This window comes from Chromobacterium haemolyticum (assembly GCF_009936155.1).
Lineage (GTDB): Bacteria > Pseudomonadota > Gammaproteobacteria > Burkholderiales > Chromobacteriaceae > Chromobacterium > Chromobacterium haemolyticum.
Genome location: NZ_AP019312.1, coordinates 1,569,682 through 1,584,265 on the forward strand (window position 1 = coordinate 1,569,682; position 14,584 = coordinate 1,584,265).

Annotated in this window: 16 protein-coding genes; 9 read left to right on the forward strand and 7 right to left on the reverse strand. The window is 63.6% G+C overall.

What is annotated here, in order from left to right; all coding sequences use genetic code 11:
• The first annotated feature begins 95 nt into the window (after positions 1 to 95).
• Entirely contained in the window at positions 96 to 794 is a 699-nt protein-coding gene (locus GYH29_RS07330; RefSeq protein ID WP_019104549.1) for a CoA pyrophosphatase, read from the forward strand.
• On the opposite strand, the gene GYH29_RS07335 is transcribed toward GYH29_RS07330, so the two are convergent.
• Positions 772 to 2,652, reverse strand: a complete 1,881-nt coding sequence (locus GYH29_RS07335) for a sensor domain-containing diguanylate cyclase (RefSeq protein ID WP_019104548.1) — start codon at positions 2,650 to 2,652, stop codon at positions 772 to 774. The two genes, GYH29_RS07330 and GYH29_RS07335, sit on opposite strands and share 23 nt — an antisense overlap.
• Positions 2,653 to 2,742: 90 nt before the next feature.
• Complete coding sequence (gene nadC / locus GYH29_RS07340; protein WP_081576254.1) at positions 2,743 to 3,588, reverse strand: carboxylating nicotinate-nucleotide diphosphorylase; 846 nt, start codon at positions 3,586 to 3,588, stop codon at positions 2,743 to 2,745.
• A gap of 100 nt (positions 3,589 to 3,688) precedes the next feature.
• Between nadC and GYH29_RS07345 the strand changes: the two genes are divergently transcribed.
• Positions 3,689 to 4,363, forward strand: coding sequence for an energy-coupling factor ABC transporter permease (locus GYH29_RS07345; protein ID WP_081576255.1), 675 nt, complete (start codon positions 3,689 to 3,691; stop codon positions 4,361 to 4,363).
• A 164-nt stretch (positions 4,364 to 4,527) separates the two neighbouring features.
• Positions 4,528 to 4,908 carry an MAPEG family protein gene (locus tag GYH29_RS07350; protein ID WP_019104545.1) on the forward strand — a complete coding sequence of 127 codons (381 nt, stop codon included), beginning with the start codon at positions 4,528 to 4,530 and terminating at the stop codon, positions 4,906 to 4,908.
• Between the two features lie 2 nt (positions 4,909 to 4,910).
• Here GYH29_RS07350 and GYH29_RS07355 read toward each other — a convergent pair whose 3' ends face one another.
• From GYH29_RS07355 to GYH29_RS07375, 5 genes are all read right to left on the reverse strand, one after another.
• Entirely contained in the window at positions 4,911 to 5,528 is a 618-nt protein-coding gene (locus GYH29_RS07355; RefSeq protein ID WP_019104544.1) for an HAD family hydrolase, read from the reverse strand.
• A 44-nt stretch (positions 5,529 to 5,572) separates the two neighbouring features.
• Positions 5,573 to 6,598 (reverse strand): UDP-N-acetylmuramate dehydrogenase, encoded by a 1,026-nt coding sequence (gene murB, locus GYH29_RS07360; RefSeq protein ID WP_043633778.1) that lies wholly within the window; start codon positions 6,596 to 6,598, stop codon positions 5,573 to 5,575.
• Positions 6,595 to 8,001, reverse strand: a complete 1,407-nt coding sequence (locus tag GYH29_RS07365; RefSeq protein ID WP_161523440.1) for an MATE family efflux transporter — start codon at positions 7,999 to 8,001, stop codon at positions 6,595 to 6,597. The genes murB and GYH29_RS07365 overlap by 4 nt, the downstream gene beginning before the upstream one ends.
• Positions 8,002 to 8,148: 147 nt before the next feature.
• Positions 8,149 to 8,448 (reverse strand): hypothetical protein, encoded by a 300-nt coding sequence (locus tag GYH29_RS07370; RefSeq protein WP_019104541.1) that lies wholly within the window; start codon positions 8,446 to 8,448, stop codon positions 8,149 to 8,151.
• Positions 8,449 to 8,775: 327 nt separating this feature from the next.
• Positions 8,776 to 9,534: a hypothetical protein gene (locus tag GYH29_RS07375; protein ID WP_118266907.1), complete on the reverse strand. Its 759-nt coding sequence runs from the start codon at positions 9,532 to 9,534 to the stop codon at positions 8,776 to 8,778.
• A gap of 204 nt (positions 9,535 to 9,738) precedes the next feature.
• Between GYH29_RS07375 and pcnB the strand changes: the two genes are divergently transcribed.
• The 6 genes from pcnB to panD all read left to right on the forward strand — a co-directional run bounded on the left by pcnB (position 9,739) and on the right by panD (position 14,481).
• Positions 9,739 to 11,097: a polynucleotide adenylyltransferase PcnB gene (gene pcnB / locus GYH29_RS07380; RefSeq protein WP_043591604.1), complete on the forward strand. Its 1,359-nt coding sequence runs from the start codon at positions 9,739 to 9,741 to the stop codon at positions 11,095 to 11,097.
• Positions 11,098 to 11,586: a 2-amino-4-hydroxy-6-hydroxymethyldihydropteridine diphosphokinase gene (gene folK, locus GYH29_RS07385; protein ID WP_081576258.1), complete on the forward strand. Its 489-nt coding sequence runs from the start codon at positions 11,098 to 11,100 to the stop codon at positions 11,584 to 11,586.
• A gap of 13 nt (positions 11,587 to 11,599) precedes the next feature.
• Positions 11,600 to 12,235: a deoxynucleoside kinase gene (locus GYH29_RS07390; RefSeq protein WP_019104537.1), complete on the forward strand. Its 636-nt coding sequence runs from the start codon at positions 11,600 to 11,602 to the stop codon at positions 12,233 to 12,235.
• 192 nt (positions 12,236 to 12,427) lie between these two features.
• The gene (panB, locus tag GYH29_RS07395; RefSeq protein WP_043633760.1) at positions 12,428 to 13,219 is read left to right on the forward strand and encodes a 3-methyl-2-oxobutanoate hydroxymethyltransferase; all 792 of its coding nucleotides are present in this window, start codon (positions 12,428 to 12,430) and stop codon (positions 13,217 to 13,219) included.
• 25 nt (positions 13,220 to 13,244) lie between these two features.
• Positions 13,245 to 14,078, forward strand: coding sequence for a pantoate--beta-alanine ligase (gene panC, locus GYH29_RS07400; RefSeq protein WP_019104535.1), 834 nt, complete (start codon positions 13,245 to 13,247; stop codon positions 14,076 to 14,078).
• Positions 14,079 to 14,100: 22 nt separating this feature from the next.
• Positions 14,101 to 14,481: an aspartate 1-decarboxylase gene (gene panD / locus GYH29_RS07405; protein WP_019104534.1), complete on the forward strand. Its 381-nt coding sequence runs from the start codon at positions 14,101 to 14,103 to the stop codon at positions 14,479 to 14,481.
• Positions 14,482 to 14,584: the final 103 nt, after the last annotated feature.

The window sequence follows — 14,584 nt, forward strand, 5'->3', positions numbered from 1 at the left end:
CCGGCGCCGTTCAGGTGTTTGGCGCGCGGGTTTTTTGTTAATAGCCATGGCGGCGCCGACAGAGAGGTCGTGATTTGGCCTAAGATGGAGCAAGGATGCCGCTGGCGTGTTGGCCCGGCGAGTGGATGACGGCAGGGGACAATAATATGTGGTCGATGGAGGCGGGAGAAGCGGCCGACTGGATCGCCGGTCGGCTTTCGGCTTATGACTTTACCGGCAGGGTGGGCGATTTCAGTTTCCGGCAGGCTGATGGTGGGCTGCGGCCGGCGGCGGTGCTGGTGCCGCTGGTGTGGCATAGCGAGGGGCCGACGGTGTTGTTGACCCGGCGCGCTGAAAATCTGCCGGCGCATGCCGGCCAGGTCAGCTTTCCGGGCGGCAAGCTGGAGCGGGACGATGGTTCCGCCGAGCGCGCCGCGCTGCGCGAAACGCGGGAAGAGACTGGGCTGGCGGAGAGCCATGTCCGGCTGCTGGGACGTTTGCCGGACTATGTGACGATTACCGGCTTTGTGGTGACGCCGGTGGTGGGATTGGTGCTGCCGCCGTTCGAACTCAGCCCGGAACCGGGAGAGGTGGCGGAGGTGTTCGAGGCGCCGCTGCCGCTTTTGATGGATACCGGGGCTTATCAGCGCCACAGCCATCAGGGGGACGACGGCCAGCTGCGAGCTTATCTGTCGCTGAACTGGCAGCGCCACCGCATCTGGGGCGCCACCGCGGCGATGCTATGGCTGCTGTCCGACGCCTTGGGCGTGGCGGGGCAGGATGGGCCGCCGTTCAGGTCATGTCCAGATCATTGAACAGAATGTTGCGGCCCGCGACCTTGGCTTCGTAAAGCAGGCGGTCGGCGCGCGCCAGCATCAGTTCCGGCGTGTCGTGAGGCCTCCAGTCGGTTAGGCCGCCGCTGAAGGTCACGCTCTGATCCACCAGCGGGAAGCGTGTCTGACTCAACACCACTTGCACTCGTTCCATCACTTTTTGCGCGTCGCGCAGCCGGGTGCAGGGGAAAATCACCAGGAATTCCTCACCGCCCACCCGGGCGCTGATGTCGGTGTTGCGCGTGGTGTCGGTCAGCGCGTTGGCCACGGCCACCAGCACATTGTCGCCAGCCTGATGGCCGTGCCGGTCGTTGAATTGCTTGAAGTGGTCAATGTCGAATACCGCGATGGTCAATGACTGTCCATAGCGTTCGCAGCGGCTGATTTCGTCTTTCAGCATCATGTCGGCGTAGCGCCGATTGTATAGATGGGTCAGTGGGTCGGTGGCCGCCATTTCGCTCAGTTGCTGGTTGCTTTCCTGTAATTGCTCTTCCAGCTGTTTGCGGCTGGAGATGTCGTAGAGCGCCACTAAGGTGGACGGCGGGGTGCGCTCGCCCAAGGGACGCAGGGAGACAATGACCCAGAGCCGGCTGTGGTCCTCCAGTTCCAGCTCCATTTCCTGACTCTCGATTTCCTGGCCGGCTTCCAGCCACTGCTCCAGCGGCTGCAGCCGAAAAGGCAGGTTGAGAATGTCCGAATCTTCCTTGGTCCCTGGCGCGCGCGGCGGCAACTGAAGCATGGCTCGCGCCAGCGCGTTGGCACGTTGGATGCGGCGTGTTTTGGGATTGACCAACAGCAGCGCCAGCGGCGCGGTGTCCAGGATCAGCTTGGCTTCTTCCTCGCTTTGCCGGATCAGGTCCGTGCTACGGCTCAGCAGCGTGTGCTGACGCAGATTGGACAGATAATTGCGCAAGGCCAGCAGCGTCATGCCGGCGATGAACAGCCAGCCCAGCAGCGCCAGCGTCGCCTTTTCCTGCACGGAACGGGTGAAATCCTTGCGGGCGATGCCCACCGCCACTTGAAACGGGTAGCGTCCCGTCTGGCTTTGGCTGTACAGGCGGGTGACGCCGTCGATATTGGACGGCGCGCTGAATTGCGCCTGATTGCCGTCGCGGCTGAGTAGTTTGGCCGGCTGGAGCGGCCGGAACTGCCGTTCCAGCCCCTTGGGCGGTTTGGGCCAGCGCGCCACCATCAGCTGGCGTTGATCCAGCACCAGGATTTCCCCGTGTTCACCCACGGTGACGCGAGAGACTTCGTCCTGGAAAAAATTGTTGGCGATGACGCCGGCGGCCATGCCTATGACATTTCCGCTGTCGTCGCGCAGCTTGCTGGCCAGAACGATGCCGTGTTGCTCGGGGTTGTGTTGGGCGGCGGTGTAACTGTTTTCCGGGTCTTCGTTTCTATGCAGCCAGCGGCAGAATTCATTGTGCGGCTGCCGCACGATGGCGGCCTGGCGGCTAGTGAAGATGGCCTGACAGGCGCTGTCTATGATTTCGATTCGGCTTAGATAGGGCGCCAGCTGCAGTTGCTGTTGCAGCTGTTGATACAGTTTTTGTTGTCCGTCTTCACTGCTTTTTCCGGTGTGCAGCAGGGTTTGGACTTGCGGCAGTTGACTCGTGTTTTGCAGGATCAGCCCGGCTTCGCTGACGCCGGCGGCCAGCCGCTCGGCCAGCAATTGACTGAGGCCGTTAGCCTGTCGCAGCGCGTTTTCCTCTTCCTGTTGGTAGGTGTTGAGCAGTTCCAGAGCCACCAACGCCAGAGTCGCTAGCAGGAAGAAAATGGAGCCCCAGATCGCATAGCGTGCCGGGCGTTTGTTCCGTTTGCGGAGGTTGAAGTCCATGACGCTCGTTATTGGGGGTTATGAACCAGTTATAGCGCTAGGCGGCGAAGTATGACAGGAACCCGCCGCCAGCAGGCGGGTCCGGGGGCGTCAGGCTGCGGTGAATCGCATCGAGAGATCGACGGCTAGGATATCCTTGGTCAGCTTGCCCACGGAAATGCGGTCGACCCCGGTTTCCGCAATCGCGCGCACGGTGTCGAAGTCCACGCCGCCAGAGGCCTCCAACAGAGCGCGGCCGGCGGTCAAGCGCACCGCCTCGCGCATTTGCTCCAGCGACATATTGTCCAGCAGCGCCAGCTTGGCGCCATGGCGCAGCGCTTCCTCCAGTTGTTCCAGCGTTTCCACCTCGATCTGCAGGCTGACGTCGGTGGGAGCCAGTTGTTGCGCGGCCCGCAGCGCGGCGGCGATGCCGCCGGCGGCCATGATGTGGTTTTCCTTGATCAGGATGCCGTCGAACAGGCCAATGCGCTGATTGTCGCCGCCACCCACCGTCACCGCGTATTTCTGCGCCAGTCGCAGTCCGGGCATGGTCTTGCGCGTGTCCAGAATCCGGGCGCGGGTGCCTGCCACGGCGTCGACGTAGCGGCGGGTTTCGCTGGCGACCGCGGACAGGGTTTGCAGGAAGTTGAGCGCGGAGCGCTCCGCGCTCAGCAGCGCGCGCGCCGGGCCGGAGATATTGCACAGCACCGCGCCGGCGGCCACTTGCTCGCCTTCGGCGGCCAGCCATTCCACCTGGCAATCAGGGTCAACCAGCCGGAAGCATTCGTCGAACCAGGCCTGACCGCACAAGGTAGCCGGCTCGCGCGCGACCACCCGCGCCGCGCCGGCGCTGTGTTCGGGAATCAGCAGGGCGGTCCAGTCGCAACGGCCGATGTCTTCGGTCAGGGCGGCGGCGACGTGCTGGGCGATCAGGTGAGGGGCGGGCAAAGCGGGCATGCGGAACTCTCCAATAAAACGTCATTGTACCCAATGGAGGCGGGTTGGTGCGCACGCTCTGGTATCATCCGAAATGGATAATAAAGCCGGTAGGTAGGTCATGGATTTGCCCGCATCATTTTTTCCCGACGTCGCGTTTTGGCTGAGTAATGGCGCGGCTTTGTCTTTGTTGGCGCTGGCGGCGCGACGGGTGGCCTGGCGCGGCTTGCCCTTGCCGGCTTGCAACGCCTGGATGGGCGCCTGCGTGCTGGCGCTGGCCTTGTGGCTGCTGCGCGGCGGCGTGGCGCCGGGCCTGTCCTTCCATTTGCTGGGCGCCGGCCTGTTCACCCTGATGATGGGGCCGTGGCTGGCCTTGCTGGCCTTGGCGCTACCCTTGCTGGCGCTGGCCTTGAGCGGGCAGGCCGATTTGCCGGCGCTGGGCCTGAATTATCTGACCATGATCTTGCCGCCGGTGGCTCTGTCCGCCGCGGCGCTGCGCTTGAGTCAGCGCGTTTTGCCCAGTAATCTGTTTGTCTATGTCTTCGTCAACGGCTTCCTCGCCGGCGGCGCCGGCATGTTCGCCGCCGGCCTGTCCGGCTTGTTGGTCTTGGGGCTGGCCGGCGCCTATCCCTGGGACCAGTTGCTTGAAGAGACGCTTCCGTTCTATTTTTTATTGTCATGGTCGGAGGCTTTTACCACAGGTTTGCTGGCCGCGGTGCTGGTGGTTTACCGGCCGGAATGGGTGGCCACCTTTGACGACGGGCGCTATCTGGGGCATAGGCGCCGCGCGCCGTGAGAAGCTGTTTATCATCCGTTTCGTCTTGAGGGCGGCGAGCATGCTTCATGATGCCGATGAGCCAACCGCGTATTCCGTGTCCTTGGGCGCAAGGCCTTGTCTCGCTTAACTCGCAATATCTTAAGCAGCATTTGTTCGAGGCTGGATCAACATAGGAGAATGATATGCCGTTCGCGTTATGGAGCCTTTTGCTGGCCGCTCTGCTGCCATTGATCTGGGCCGGGGTGGCCAAAGCCGGTTCGCGGGTGGACAACCACAAGCCGCGTGAGGCGATGGCCCTGGCCAGCGGTTATCGGCAGCGGGCTAATTGGGCGCAGCAGAACGCCTGGGAGGCGTTCCCAACCTTCGCCGCCGCGGTGCTGGTGGGGTGGGGAATGCATGTGCCGCCGGCATTTCTGGATGCCGCCGCCGCGGTCTTCATCGCGGCTCGGGTTGCGCACGGCTTGTTGTACTTGGCTGACCAGGCCAGCTTGCGCTCATTGTCTTGGCTGATTGGGCTGCTGACGGTGGTGGCGATCTTCTGCAAGGCCGGCGGCCTGTTCTAGCGCTAGACGGCGTCCAGCCAGCCGTTGGCGCGCAGAGCGGCCTGCACCTGGTCCAAGCCCTTGGTGTGAAACGCTTGCCAGCCGGCGCGGCGGGCGGCGTCCACGCATTCTATGTTGTCGTCGAAAAAGGCGATGCGGTGAGGGGGCACGTCCAACTCTTGCTGTACATGACGGTATACCTCGTCGTCCGGCTTGCGAAGGCCGATCAGATGGGAGGCGAATAGCCGGTCGAAACGGTGCAGCAGATCGAATTCACGTTCGATTTTGTCCCAGTGCAGCGCGTTGTTGTTGCTGAGCACGGCCAGGCGATGGCGCGCGCCAAGCTGGGCCAGCATCTCCGCCGCGCCGGGGAAGGCGCCGCGCAGCCAGCTGTCCAGTTGCGCGGTCATTTCCGTCGCGTCGATGTCCAGCCCCAGGTGTTCCGCCATCGCGGCGCTGAACGCTTCCGGCGTGCAGGCACCGGTGTCGAGTTCGGCGATCCACGGCGTTTCCATCCAGAAGCGCCGGGCCTGTTCCGGGTTCAGCTTGCCCTGAGAAAGCCGCACCAGCGGATCGATGCCGTTCCAGTCCACCAATACTCCGCCCAGATCGAATACCAGCACATCTACGCTTGAATTCATCGTTTCGCCTTTTGTCGAGAGCGCGAGGGTTTCGCGCCAGCTGTTTAGAGAATGATGGGCTCCGGCTCCAGCTCCACGCCAAAGCGTTGACGGACCTCGGCGCGCACCTTGTCGGCCAGCGCGCGCATCTGGTCGCCGCTGGCTGCGCCGTGATTGACCAGTACCAGAGCCTGGCGCGCGTGCACGCCGGCGTCGCCGTCGCGATAGCCTTTCAGTCCGCACTGGTCGATCAGCCAGCCGGCGGCCAGCTTGACCTTGCCGTCGGCTGCCGGGTAGTGCGGCAACGCGGGATGGAGCGCCAGCAGCGCTTGCGCCTGCTCCGCCGGCAGAACCGGGTTTTTGAAGAAGCTGCCGGCGTTGCCCAGTTCGGCGGGGTTGGGCAGTTTGCTGGAACGGATGCGAATCACCGCGTCGCTGACGTCTTGTGGCGTGGGCGCGGCGATGCCGGCGGCGTTCAGTTCTTGCTGGATATCGCCGTAGCCGGTGCGCAGCCGAGCCGTGCGCGATAAGCGGAAACGCACCGCGGTGACCAGTAGTCGGCCGGCGGCATCGTGTTTGAACACGCTGTCACGGTAGCCGAAGCGGCAGTCGGCCTTGTCCAGCGTCAGTGCGGCGCCGCCGTGATCGAGGTCGGCGCAGACCACCTGATGGATGTGGTCCTTGGCCTCGACGCCGTAGGCGCCGATGTTTTGGATTGGGCTGGCGCCGACGGTGCCGGGGATCAGGCTCAGATTTTCCAGTCCGTACCAGCCCTGGCTCAGGGTGTGGAGCACGAAGCCATGCCAGTTTTCGCCGGCGGCCGCTTCGACAATCACATCGTCGCCGCTTTCTTCCAGCAGGCGGATGCCGCGCAGCCCCAGTTTGACCACCAGGCCGGAATAGTCGCGGGTGAACAGCAGATTGCTGCCGCCGCCCAGCCACAGCACGGGGCCGGCGCGGTAGGCCGGGCTTTCCAGCAGCGCAGGCAGATCAGAGAGCGAGTCCAGCTGGCAGAAGTCGCGCGCGCGCGCGTCCATGCCGAAGGTGTTCAGCGGTTTGAGCGGATAGTGGTGGCTGAAGGTCAGGCTCATTGCGCCGGTTCCGGTTGAAGTTGTCGATGCAGGCGGCGGCGGCTTTCGCTCGCCAGATAGAGAGTCAGGAACAGCGCGGCCACGCTCAGGCTGATGACGAGAGCGGTCCAGAAGCCGAATACGCCCATGGGCTTCTTGGTCAGCCAGTCAGTCAGGCCCAGGGTGATGCCCAGACCCAGGCCAACGCACCAGAACGACAGAATGTGAATAATCATCGGCACCGTGGTCAGCTTGTAGCCGCGCAAGGCGCCGGAGGCGATGGTTTGGGCGGCGTCGGTCAACTGGTAGACCGCCGCGAACAGCAAGAGGGTGGAGCCCATCGCGATCACGCGCGGGTCCGGCGTGTACATGCGCATGATGGGCTCGCGGAACAGCAACACCGCGAGCATCGCGCAGAAGGCCATGCTCAGACCCAGCAGCAGGCCTACTCCGGAGCTGAAGCGGGCGGCGCGGTAGTCGCCGGCGCCGACATGATGGCCGACTCGCACGGACATCGCCGTGGCCACGCTTTGCGGCAACATGTAGATGATGCTGGAAAAATTGAGCACGGATTGATGGGTGGCGACCACCACGGTGCCCAGTTCGGCGATCAGCAGCGCGATGAAGGAGAACAGGCTGACTTCCACGAAGAAGGACAGGCCGATTGGCACGCCCAGCTTGAGGAAGCCGCGGTACATGCGCCAATCCGGGCCGCGCAGTCGCTCCAGTAGGCGGAACTGGCGGAAATTGCGATGCCAGCTGACATAGGCGAGCAGGGCCAGGCAGTTGAACCAGAACACGATGCCGGTGGCCCAGCCGCAACCGGCGCCGCCCAGCTTGGGCAGGCCGAAGAGGCCGTGGATCAGGATATAGTTGAGCGGAATGTTCAGCGCCAGCGCCAACAGGCTGACCACCATGATGGCCTTGGGGCGGCCCAGGCTGGATGCGTAGGCGTGCAGCGCGCGGTGGGTCATCGCCGCCGGCATGCCCACCGCGGCGCCGGTGATGAACAGCATCACCTTGTCGGTCACTTCCGGCGGCAGGTGCAGCCACAGCCGCAGCGCCGGCTCCAGCGCCACCATCATCGCCGCGCCCAAGAGGCCGATCAGCAGGCCGAACCACAGCCCCTGGCGCGCGGTGTCCTTGAATTTGTCGTGCTCGCCGGCCCCCAGCTGGTGGGCCAGTATGGGGTTGAGCGCGGTGACGATGCCCATCAGCGTGACGTAGAAGGTGATGAAAACGCTGGCGCCCAGGGAGACGGCGGCCAGGTCGTCGGTGCTGACGCGGCCCGCCATCACGGTGTCGACGAAGGCGGTGGCCACCTGCGCGATCTGAGCGATCATCATCGGCAAGGCCAGCCGGCTGATTTGACGGGCTTCCAGCAGCACGGCCCCGCGCGGGGCGCGATTGATTTCAAACAGCATGGGAGTAGGGCGGGATAGCTCGGAGAACTGGCCATTATACCGGCTGCGGGGCTGCCTTGTCTTTGCCGCGCCATGACAATGGGGCGGCAAGAGCAAGACGGACGCGCGGAAGCGCCCCCGGCGGAGCGGGAGCGCGGTGCCTCCAGATCAGAAGCGCGCGGGCGGGTCGCGGCGCAGATCGCAACTGATCAGCAACTCGCCGCCAAAGCGTGCGTTGATGCTGAGCGCGTCCACCAGCGAAATGTCCTGTACGGTTAGCTGTTCGCCGTTGCGTTCCAGTTCATAGCCCAGCTCATGGGCGAAATCCGCCAGCTGTTGCAGGGCGGGGGTGTCGGCCGGCGTGAGCGGAGAGGCGCTCAGGCTGCCGCAAAGGGGGCGAGGTCTTCCCACGGCGTCGAAATTGGCAAAAGAGAAATCGGTATAGCTATCTTGCAGGCAGTCGTACATGGCGGTTCTCCAGAGGGTTCGGTCGCAGTTGGCGCGCCGGTTCTGGGTTTCGCCGGCGACGCTTTAGCAGGATTTTTGGGCGCCCTGCAAGTTGTCATTAACTCGGCGCCTGCCGCGCATGCCCGAAACGGAAACGGGGCGCGGCTCATGCATCGATCCGAAGCGATTGGTCTGCTTAACTGCCTGTACGGGTAAAAGAAAACCCGCCTACGACTAAGAGCGCAAGCGGGTTCACCGGTTTGACGCTTTAGCTGGCATTTGTTAAGCGCCCGCAAGCTGTGTCAAATCGGCGCATACATGTCAGCCTATGCTTTTGGCTTTTGGCTGTCAATCCCCTTGCGCAGCCTCCTCGCGCCACTCGGCCAGCCAGCCGCGCCAGTGCGGCTCCGGTTGCGCAGCGATGACGGCGCGCAAGCTTTGTCTACAGGCCTGATGAGTGGCCGGGGTCAGCGCGCCTTCCACCCATTGCTGGCGCAGCCACAGCAGGTGGCAGCTGGCGGCCTGGCGGACATTGTGTTCGGCGAGCGCGTCGGCGTTGCCGGCTCGATACAGTTCCCAGCGCCGAGGGCCGTTGAGTTCGGCTTCTCCGGGCAGGCCGCACAGACGGGCCAGCTCGCCCAACGGAGTGGCCAGTTCGGCATGGCCGCCGCTCAGGATCTCGCTTAGCGCGCAATGCGCGTCCGGCGTCCGGCCGGCGCGGAGCTGTTCCGGCAGTTGCAAGCCCAAGGCCAGCGCGCGATGGAGCAACACCGGCAAGTCCAGCCGAGAGCCGTCCCAACTGATCAACTGCGCCCGGCTGTCGCGCAGCAGGGCTAGCCAGTCCGCCAGCATCGCGGCTTCGTCGCCGGCATCGACGGCAAGCCGCTGGACGAGACGGGTGTGCCCATCCTGTTGTAGTACGCCGGCGATGGCAACCACGCGGTGCAAATGGAAGGGAATGAAGTCGGTACCGCTTTGGGCGCGGCAGCGCTGCAGCACGAAATCGGCGACGTCGGCCTCCCCGATTTCGCCATCCAGCTCATAAAGCTGGCGGATGGCGGGCACGTTGGGAATGGTTTGGAGATGAAAGCTGAGAGTAGGGCGCACGGGAGGGGTCTTGTCGGAGTCGGCGAATCGGCAGCGATTGTATGCCTATCATCGATAGGGGGCAATTGGCGGCCGTGGAGGCGGCCACGGGGCGGGATATGGCGGCGAATTGTATTTTCTGCAAAGAATAGGGATATAATCGCCGGCTTGACTACCTACTAGTCTTGCGAATCCTGGCATTCCAAGTCGACTATCTTTCTCATAATGATCCGCAAGTTTATCCGTAAAGTACTGGACCTGCCCGCCGGCATGGGCAAGCGCCGCACCAAGGCGCGCGTGATTCCTCTGCCGCAACACGGCATCCGCCGAGACCAGCTCAGCTCCGCTGCGCTGAAAGTCACCACCCGACTGCAGGAGGCCGGTTTTTCCGCCTATGTGGTGGGCGGAGCCGTGCGCGACTTGATGTTGGGCGTGTCACCGAAGGATTTCGACGTTGCCACCAACGCAACGCCGGAGGAAGTGCACCGGGTGTTCCGCCGTTCCCGCATCATTGGCCGGCGTTTCCGCATTGTCCACGTGATGATGGGGCCGGAAACCATCGAGGTGACCACCTTCCGCGGCGGCTCTGTGGACGACACCAATGAAACCGGCCGCATCATGGCGGACAACAGTTTCGGCAGCCAGGAAGAGGACGCCCACCGTCGCGACTTCACCGTGAACGCGCTGTTCTACGATCCGTCCGACGAAACCGTCATCGACTATCACCACGGCGTCAAGGACTTGCGCGCTCGCAAGCTGGTGATGATAGGCCAGCCGGCCCGCCGTTATCAGGAAGACCCGGTGCGCATGCTGCGCGCGGTGCGCCTGGCGGCCAAGCTGGGTTTCGAGATCGACGACGCCACCCGCAAACCCATCCGCACCCACGCTCATCTGCTGAAGAAGGAGCCGCCGGCGCGCCTGTTCGATGAAATGCTCAAGCTGCTGATGTCCGGCCAAGCCTACGGTTGCCTGAAGAAGCTGCGCGAGGAAGGCATGGCGCGCGGTGTGTTTCCACTGTTGGACGCAGTGCTGGACGACAAGGGCGACGATTTGTTCTTGAAGCTGGGTCTGGAAAGCACTGATCAGCGCATCCGCGCCGACAAGCCCGTGTCGGTGGGTTTCCTGCTGGCCACCCTGTTGTGGAAGCAGGTGTATCAGCGTTGGCAGAAGCGTTTGAACGCCGGCGACCGCGCGGTGTACGCGCTGGCGCAAGCGATTGCCGACGTGGAGTCCGAGCAGGACAACGATTTTGCCATTCCGCGCCGCTTCAGCGTGACCATGCGCGAAATCTGGATGTTGCAGTCGCGTTTCGACAGCCGCAGCGGCCAGCGCGCTTATCGCTTCCTGGAGCAGCCGCGCTTCCGCGCCGCTTACGATTTCTTCGCGCTGCGCGGAGAAGCCGGCGAGGTGGACATGAAGTTGGTGGGCTGGTGGAACGACTTCCAGCGCGCCGACGAGGAAGAGCGCGAGCAACTGCTGGAAATCGCCAAGGCCAGCGGCGAGCCGGATCCGGCCAAGAAACGCCGCCGCCGCCGTCCCGCCAATCGCCGCAAAGCCGCGGGCGAATCCGGCGGAGAGGCCTAAGTGGCTAAGGCTTTCATCGCGCTGGGCAGCAACCTTGAACAGCCGGCGGCGCAAATCCGCGCCGCGCTGGCCGCCATCGCCGCCTTGCCCGATACCGAGTTGACGCGGCAGTCCGCCTTGTACCGCACCGCGCCGGTGGGCTATGCCGATCAACCGGATTTCATCAACGCCGTTGCGGAAGTGGGCACCGCGTTGGCTCCGCGCGAATTACTGCGCAGGCTGCTGGCGATCGAGGCCGAGTTCGGTCGGGTGCGCACTTTCCGCAATGCGCCGCGGGTGCTGGATCTGGATCTGCTGTATTACAGCGGCGTCGCCCAGAGCGACGAAGACTTGACCCTGCCGCACCCGCGCATGCATTTGCGCGGCTTCGTCATGATCCCGCTGGCGGAGATCGCTCCTGATCTGACGCTGCCGGAGCTGGGCACGGCCGGCGAACTGGCCGCCGGACTCGCCGATCAAGGCGTGGAGCGTCTCGAAACAACTAGCTAAGAGGAAGCGAGCGATGAGTCAATTGCGTTATGTCGTGGTCGAAGGGCCGATCGGCGCGGGCAAATCCTCTCTGGCGCGCCGGCTGTCGGAATACTGGGGCGTGCGCATGCTGGCGGAAGACCCCGCCGCCAATCCTTTCCTGCCGCGCTTCTACCGCAACCTGCCGGCTCACGGCCTGTCCACCCAACTGTCCTTCATGCTGCAACGCGCCGATATGGCCAAGAGCATGCTGAACGGCGAACTGCTGGCCAGCCCGCTGGTGTCGGACTTCCTGTTCGAGAAGGACGCCCTGTTCGCAAAGATCAATCTGGACGAGGCCGAATTGGCGCTGTACAAGCGCCTGGCGTCGCTGGCGATGCCGGAACATCCGGTGCCGGATCTGGTGATCTATTTGCAGGCGTCCGAGGAAAACCTGCTGAGCCGGGTGGCCGCGCGGGCGGCGGAGTACGAAGTCAATTTCCCCGAAGGCTATCTGAAGCGCGTGCATCAGGCCTACAGCGAATTTTTCCATCAGTACGAGGCCGCGCCGCTGCTGATCGTCAATACCGATCACCTGAATCTGGTCGATGGAGACGAGGACTTCGAACTGCTGATCCGCTGCATCAGCGAAGCGCGAGGCCAGCGCAACTATTTCAACAAGAGCGTCTGAGCCGCCGCGCGCTCAGAGCCTGTTTGCCGATCTAGCGAGCTAGAGTGAGACAAGGCCTTGCGGCCGAGAAAACGGAATGTACAAGGGGTGCGTCACCGTTTTCAACGCCATATCGCTGATGCGCAGCAGATCGTAAACAGGCTTTAAGCGCCCCGCCGGTTGATATGGACGACTGAACGAGGAAGAACGGGCATGAAAATTACCGTCAACACCCTGCAGAAAATGGCTCAGGAAGAGCAAAAGATCGCCATGCTGACCTGTTACGACGCCAGCTTCGCCACCTTGCTGGAGCAAGCCGGGGTGGAAATTCTGTTGGTGGGAGATTCGCTGGGCATGGTGGTGCAGGGCATAGACTCCACGCTGCCGGTGGCCGAAGAAGAAATGCTCTACCACGTGCGTTGCGTGGCGCGCGGGGCCAAGCAGGCCATGGTGCTGGGCGACATGACTTTCGGCGCTTATCAGGAAAGCCCGCAGCAGGCCTTCGCCCACGCCGCCCGCATCATCCAGGCCGGCGCGCACATGGTGAAGCTGGAAGGCGGCGCTTATATGGCCGATACCACACGCTTCCTGGTGGAGCGCGGCGTGCCGGTGTGCGCCCACATTGGCCTGACGCCGCAGTTCGTCAACACTTTCGGCGGCTATCGAGTGCAGGGCAAGAGCGAGGAAGATGCGCGCCGCATCGTCAACGACGCGAAGGCGCACGCCGCAGCCGGCGCCAGTCTGGTGCTGATGGAGTGCGTGCCGGCGGAACTGGCGCGCGAGATCACCGAGTCGATTTCCGTGCCCACCATAGGCATTGGCGCCGGCGTCGATGTGTCCGGCCAGGTGCTGGTGCTGCACGACATGCTGGGCGTGTACCCGGGCAAGAAGGCGCGTTTCGTCAAGGACTTCATGGCTGAGGCCGGCAGCATCCAAGGCGCGGTGCAGTCCTATGTTCAGGCGGTGAAGGATAAGTCCTTCCCGGCGGCGGAACATACTTTCTGATCGGCTCTGCCCAGGACATCAAATAATGGAAATCATTCGTACCGTGGCGGAGATGCGCGCCTGGCGTCGCCAGGCGGGCAAGCTCGCCTTCGTGCCCACCATGGGCAATCTGCACGCAGGGCATCTGGCCCTGGTCAAGGCGGCGCGCGAACGCGCCGACAAGGTCGTGGTCAGCATCTTTGTCAATCGGCTGCAATTTGGCCAGGGCGAGGACTTCGGCGCCTATCCGCGCACCTTCGACGCCGATTGCGATAAGCTGCGCGCTGCCGGCGTGGATGCCTTGTTCTTCCCCGAGGAGCAGGAGCTGTATCCGCGTGTGCGTCAGGACTTCAACGTGGAGCCGCCGAATATTCAGAACGAGCTGTGCGGCGCTTTCCGCCCCGGCCACTTCCGCGGTGTCGCCACCGTGGTGACCAAGCTGTTCAACATCGTGCAGCCGGATCTGGCCTGCTTCGGCAAGAAAGACTTCCAGCAGCTGCATGTGATCCGAGCAATGGTGGACGACCTGAATTCGCCGATCGAGATCGTGCCGGTAGATACCGGCCGCGCCGACGACGGCCTGGCGCTATCCTCGCGCAATGGTTATCTGAGCGCGGAAGAGCGCGCCGAAGCTCCGCGTTTGTACCGCAATCTGGAGCAGATACGGCAGCGGCTGCAGGATGGCGATCATGACTACGCGGCGCTGGAACAGGCCGCGCGCGACGATCTGGCCCAAGCCGGCTGGATAGTGGATTACGTGGAAATTCGCCAGGCCGACACCCTGGCGGTGGCGCACGCCGGCGAAAAACGCCTGGTGGTGCTGGCGGCCGCCCGACTGGGGCGCACCCGCCTGATCGACAACATCGAAGTGTTCCGCTGATCAGCGGACGAAGGATGCAATCATGCAGCGCAATATGCTCAAATCCAAGCTCCACCGAGTAACCACCACGCACAGCGAGTTGCACTATATCGGTTCCTGCGCCATTGACGAGAACCTGTTGGAAGCGGCGGATATTCTGGAGTACGAAGAAGTGCAGATCTGGAACGTCACCAACGGCGAGCGTTTCGCCACCTACGCGATCAAGGCCGAGCGCGGTTCCGGGACCATCTCGGTCAACGGTTCCGCCGCGCGCCGCGCCGCGCCGGGAGATCTGCTGATCATCGCCTCCTTTGCCCAGTACGAGGCCGCGGAGCTGAAGAATCATCAGCCAAAGCTGGTATTCGTCGACGCCGACAACCAGATGACCGAGGTCAAGGGCGCAACCCCGACGCAGGCGGCCTGATCCGTCTCCGGTTTCGCCCATTAGCGGCCGCCTCAGGGCGGCCGTTGTGTTTTGTTGCGGCACAGCATCAGCTTGGCGGCGGCGGCCCGCTTAATTTGGCGGT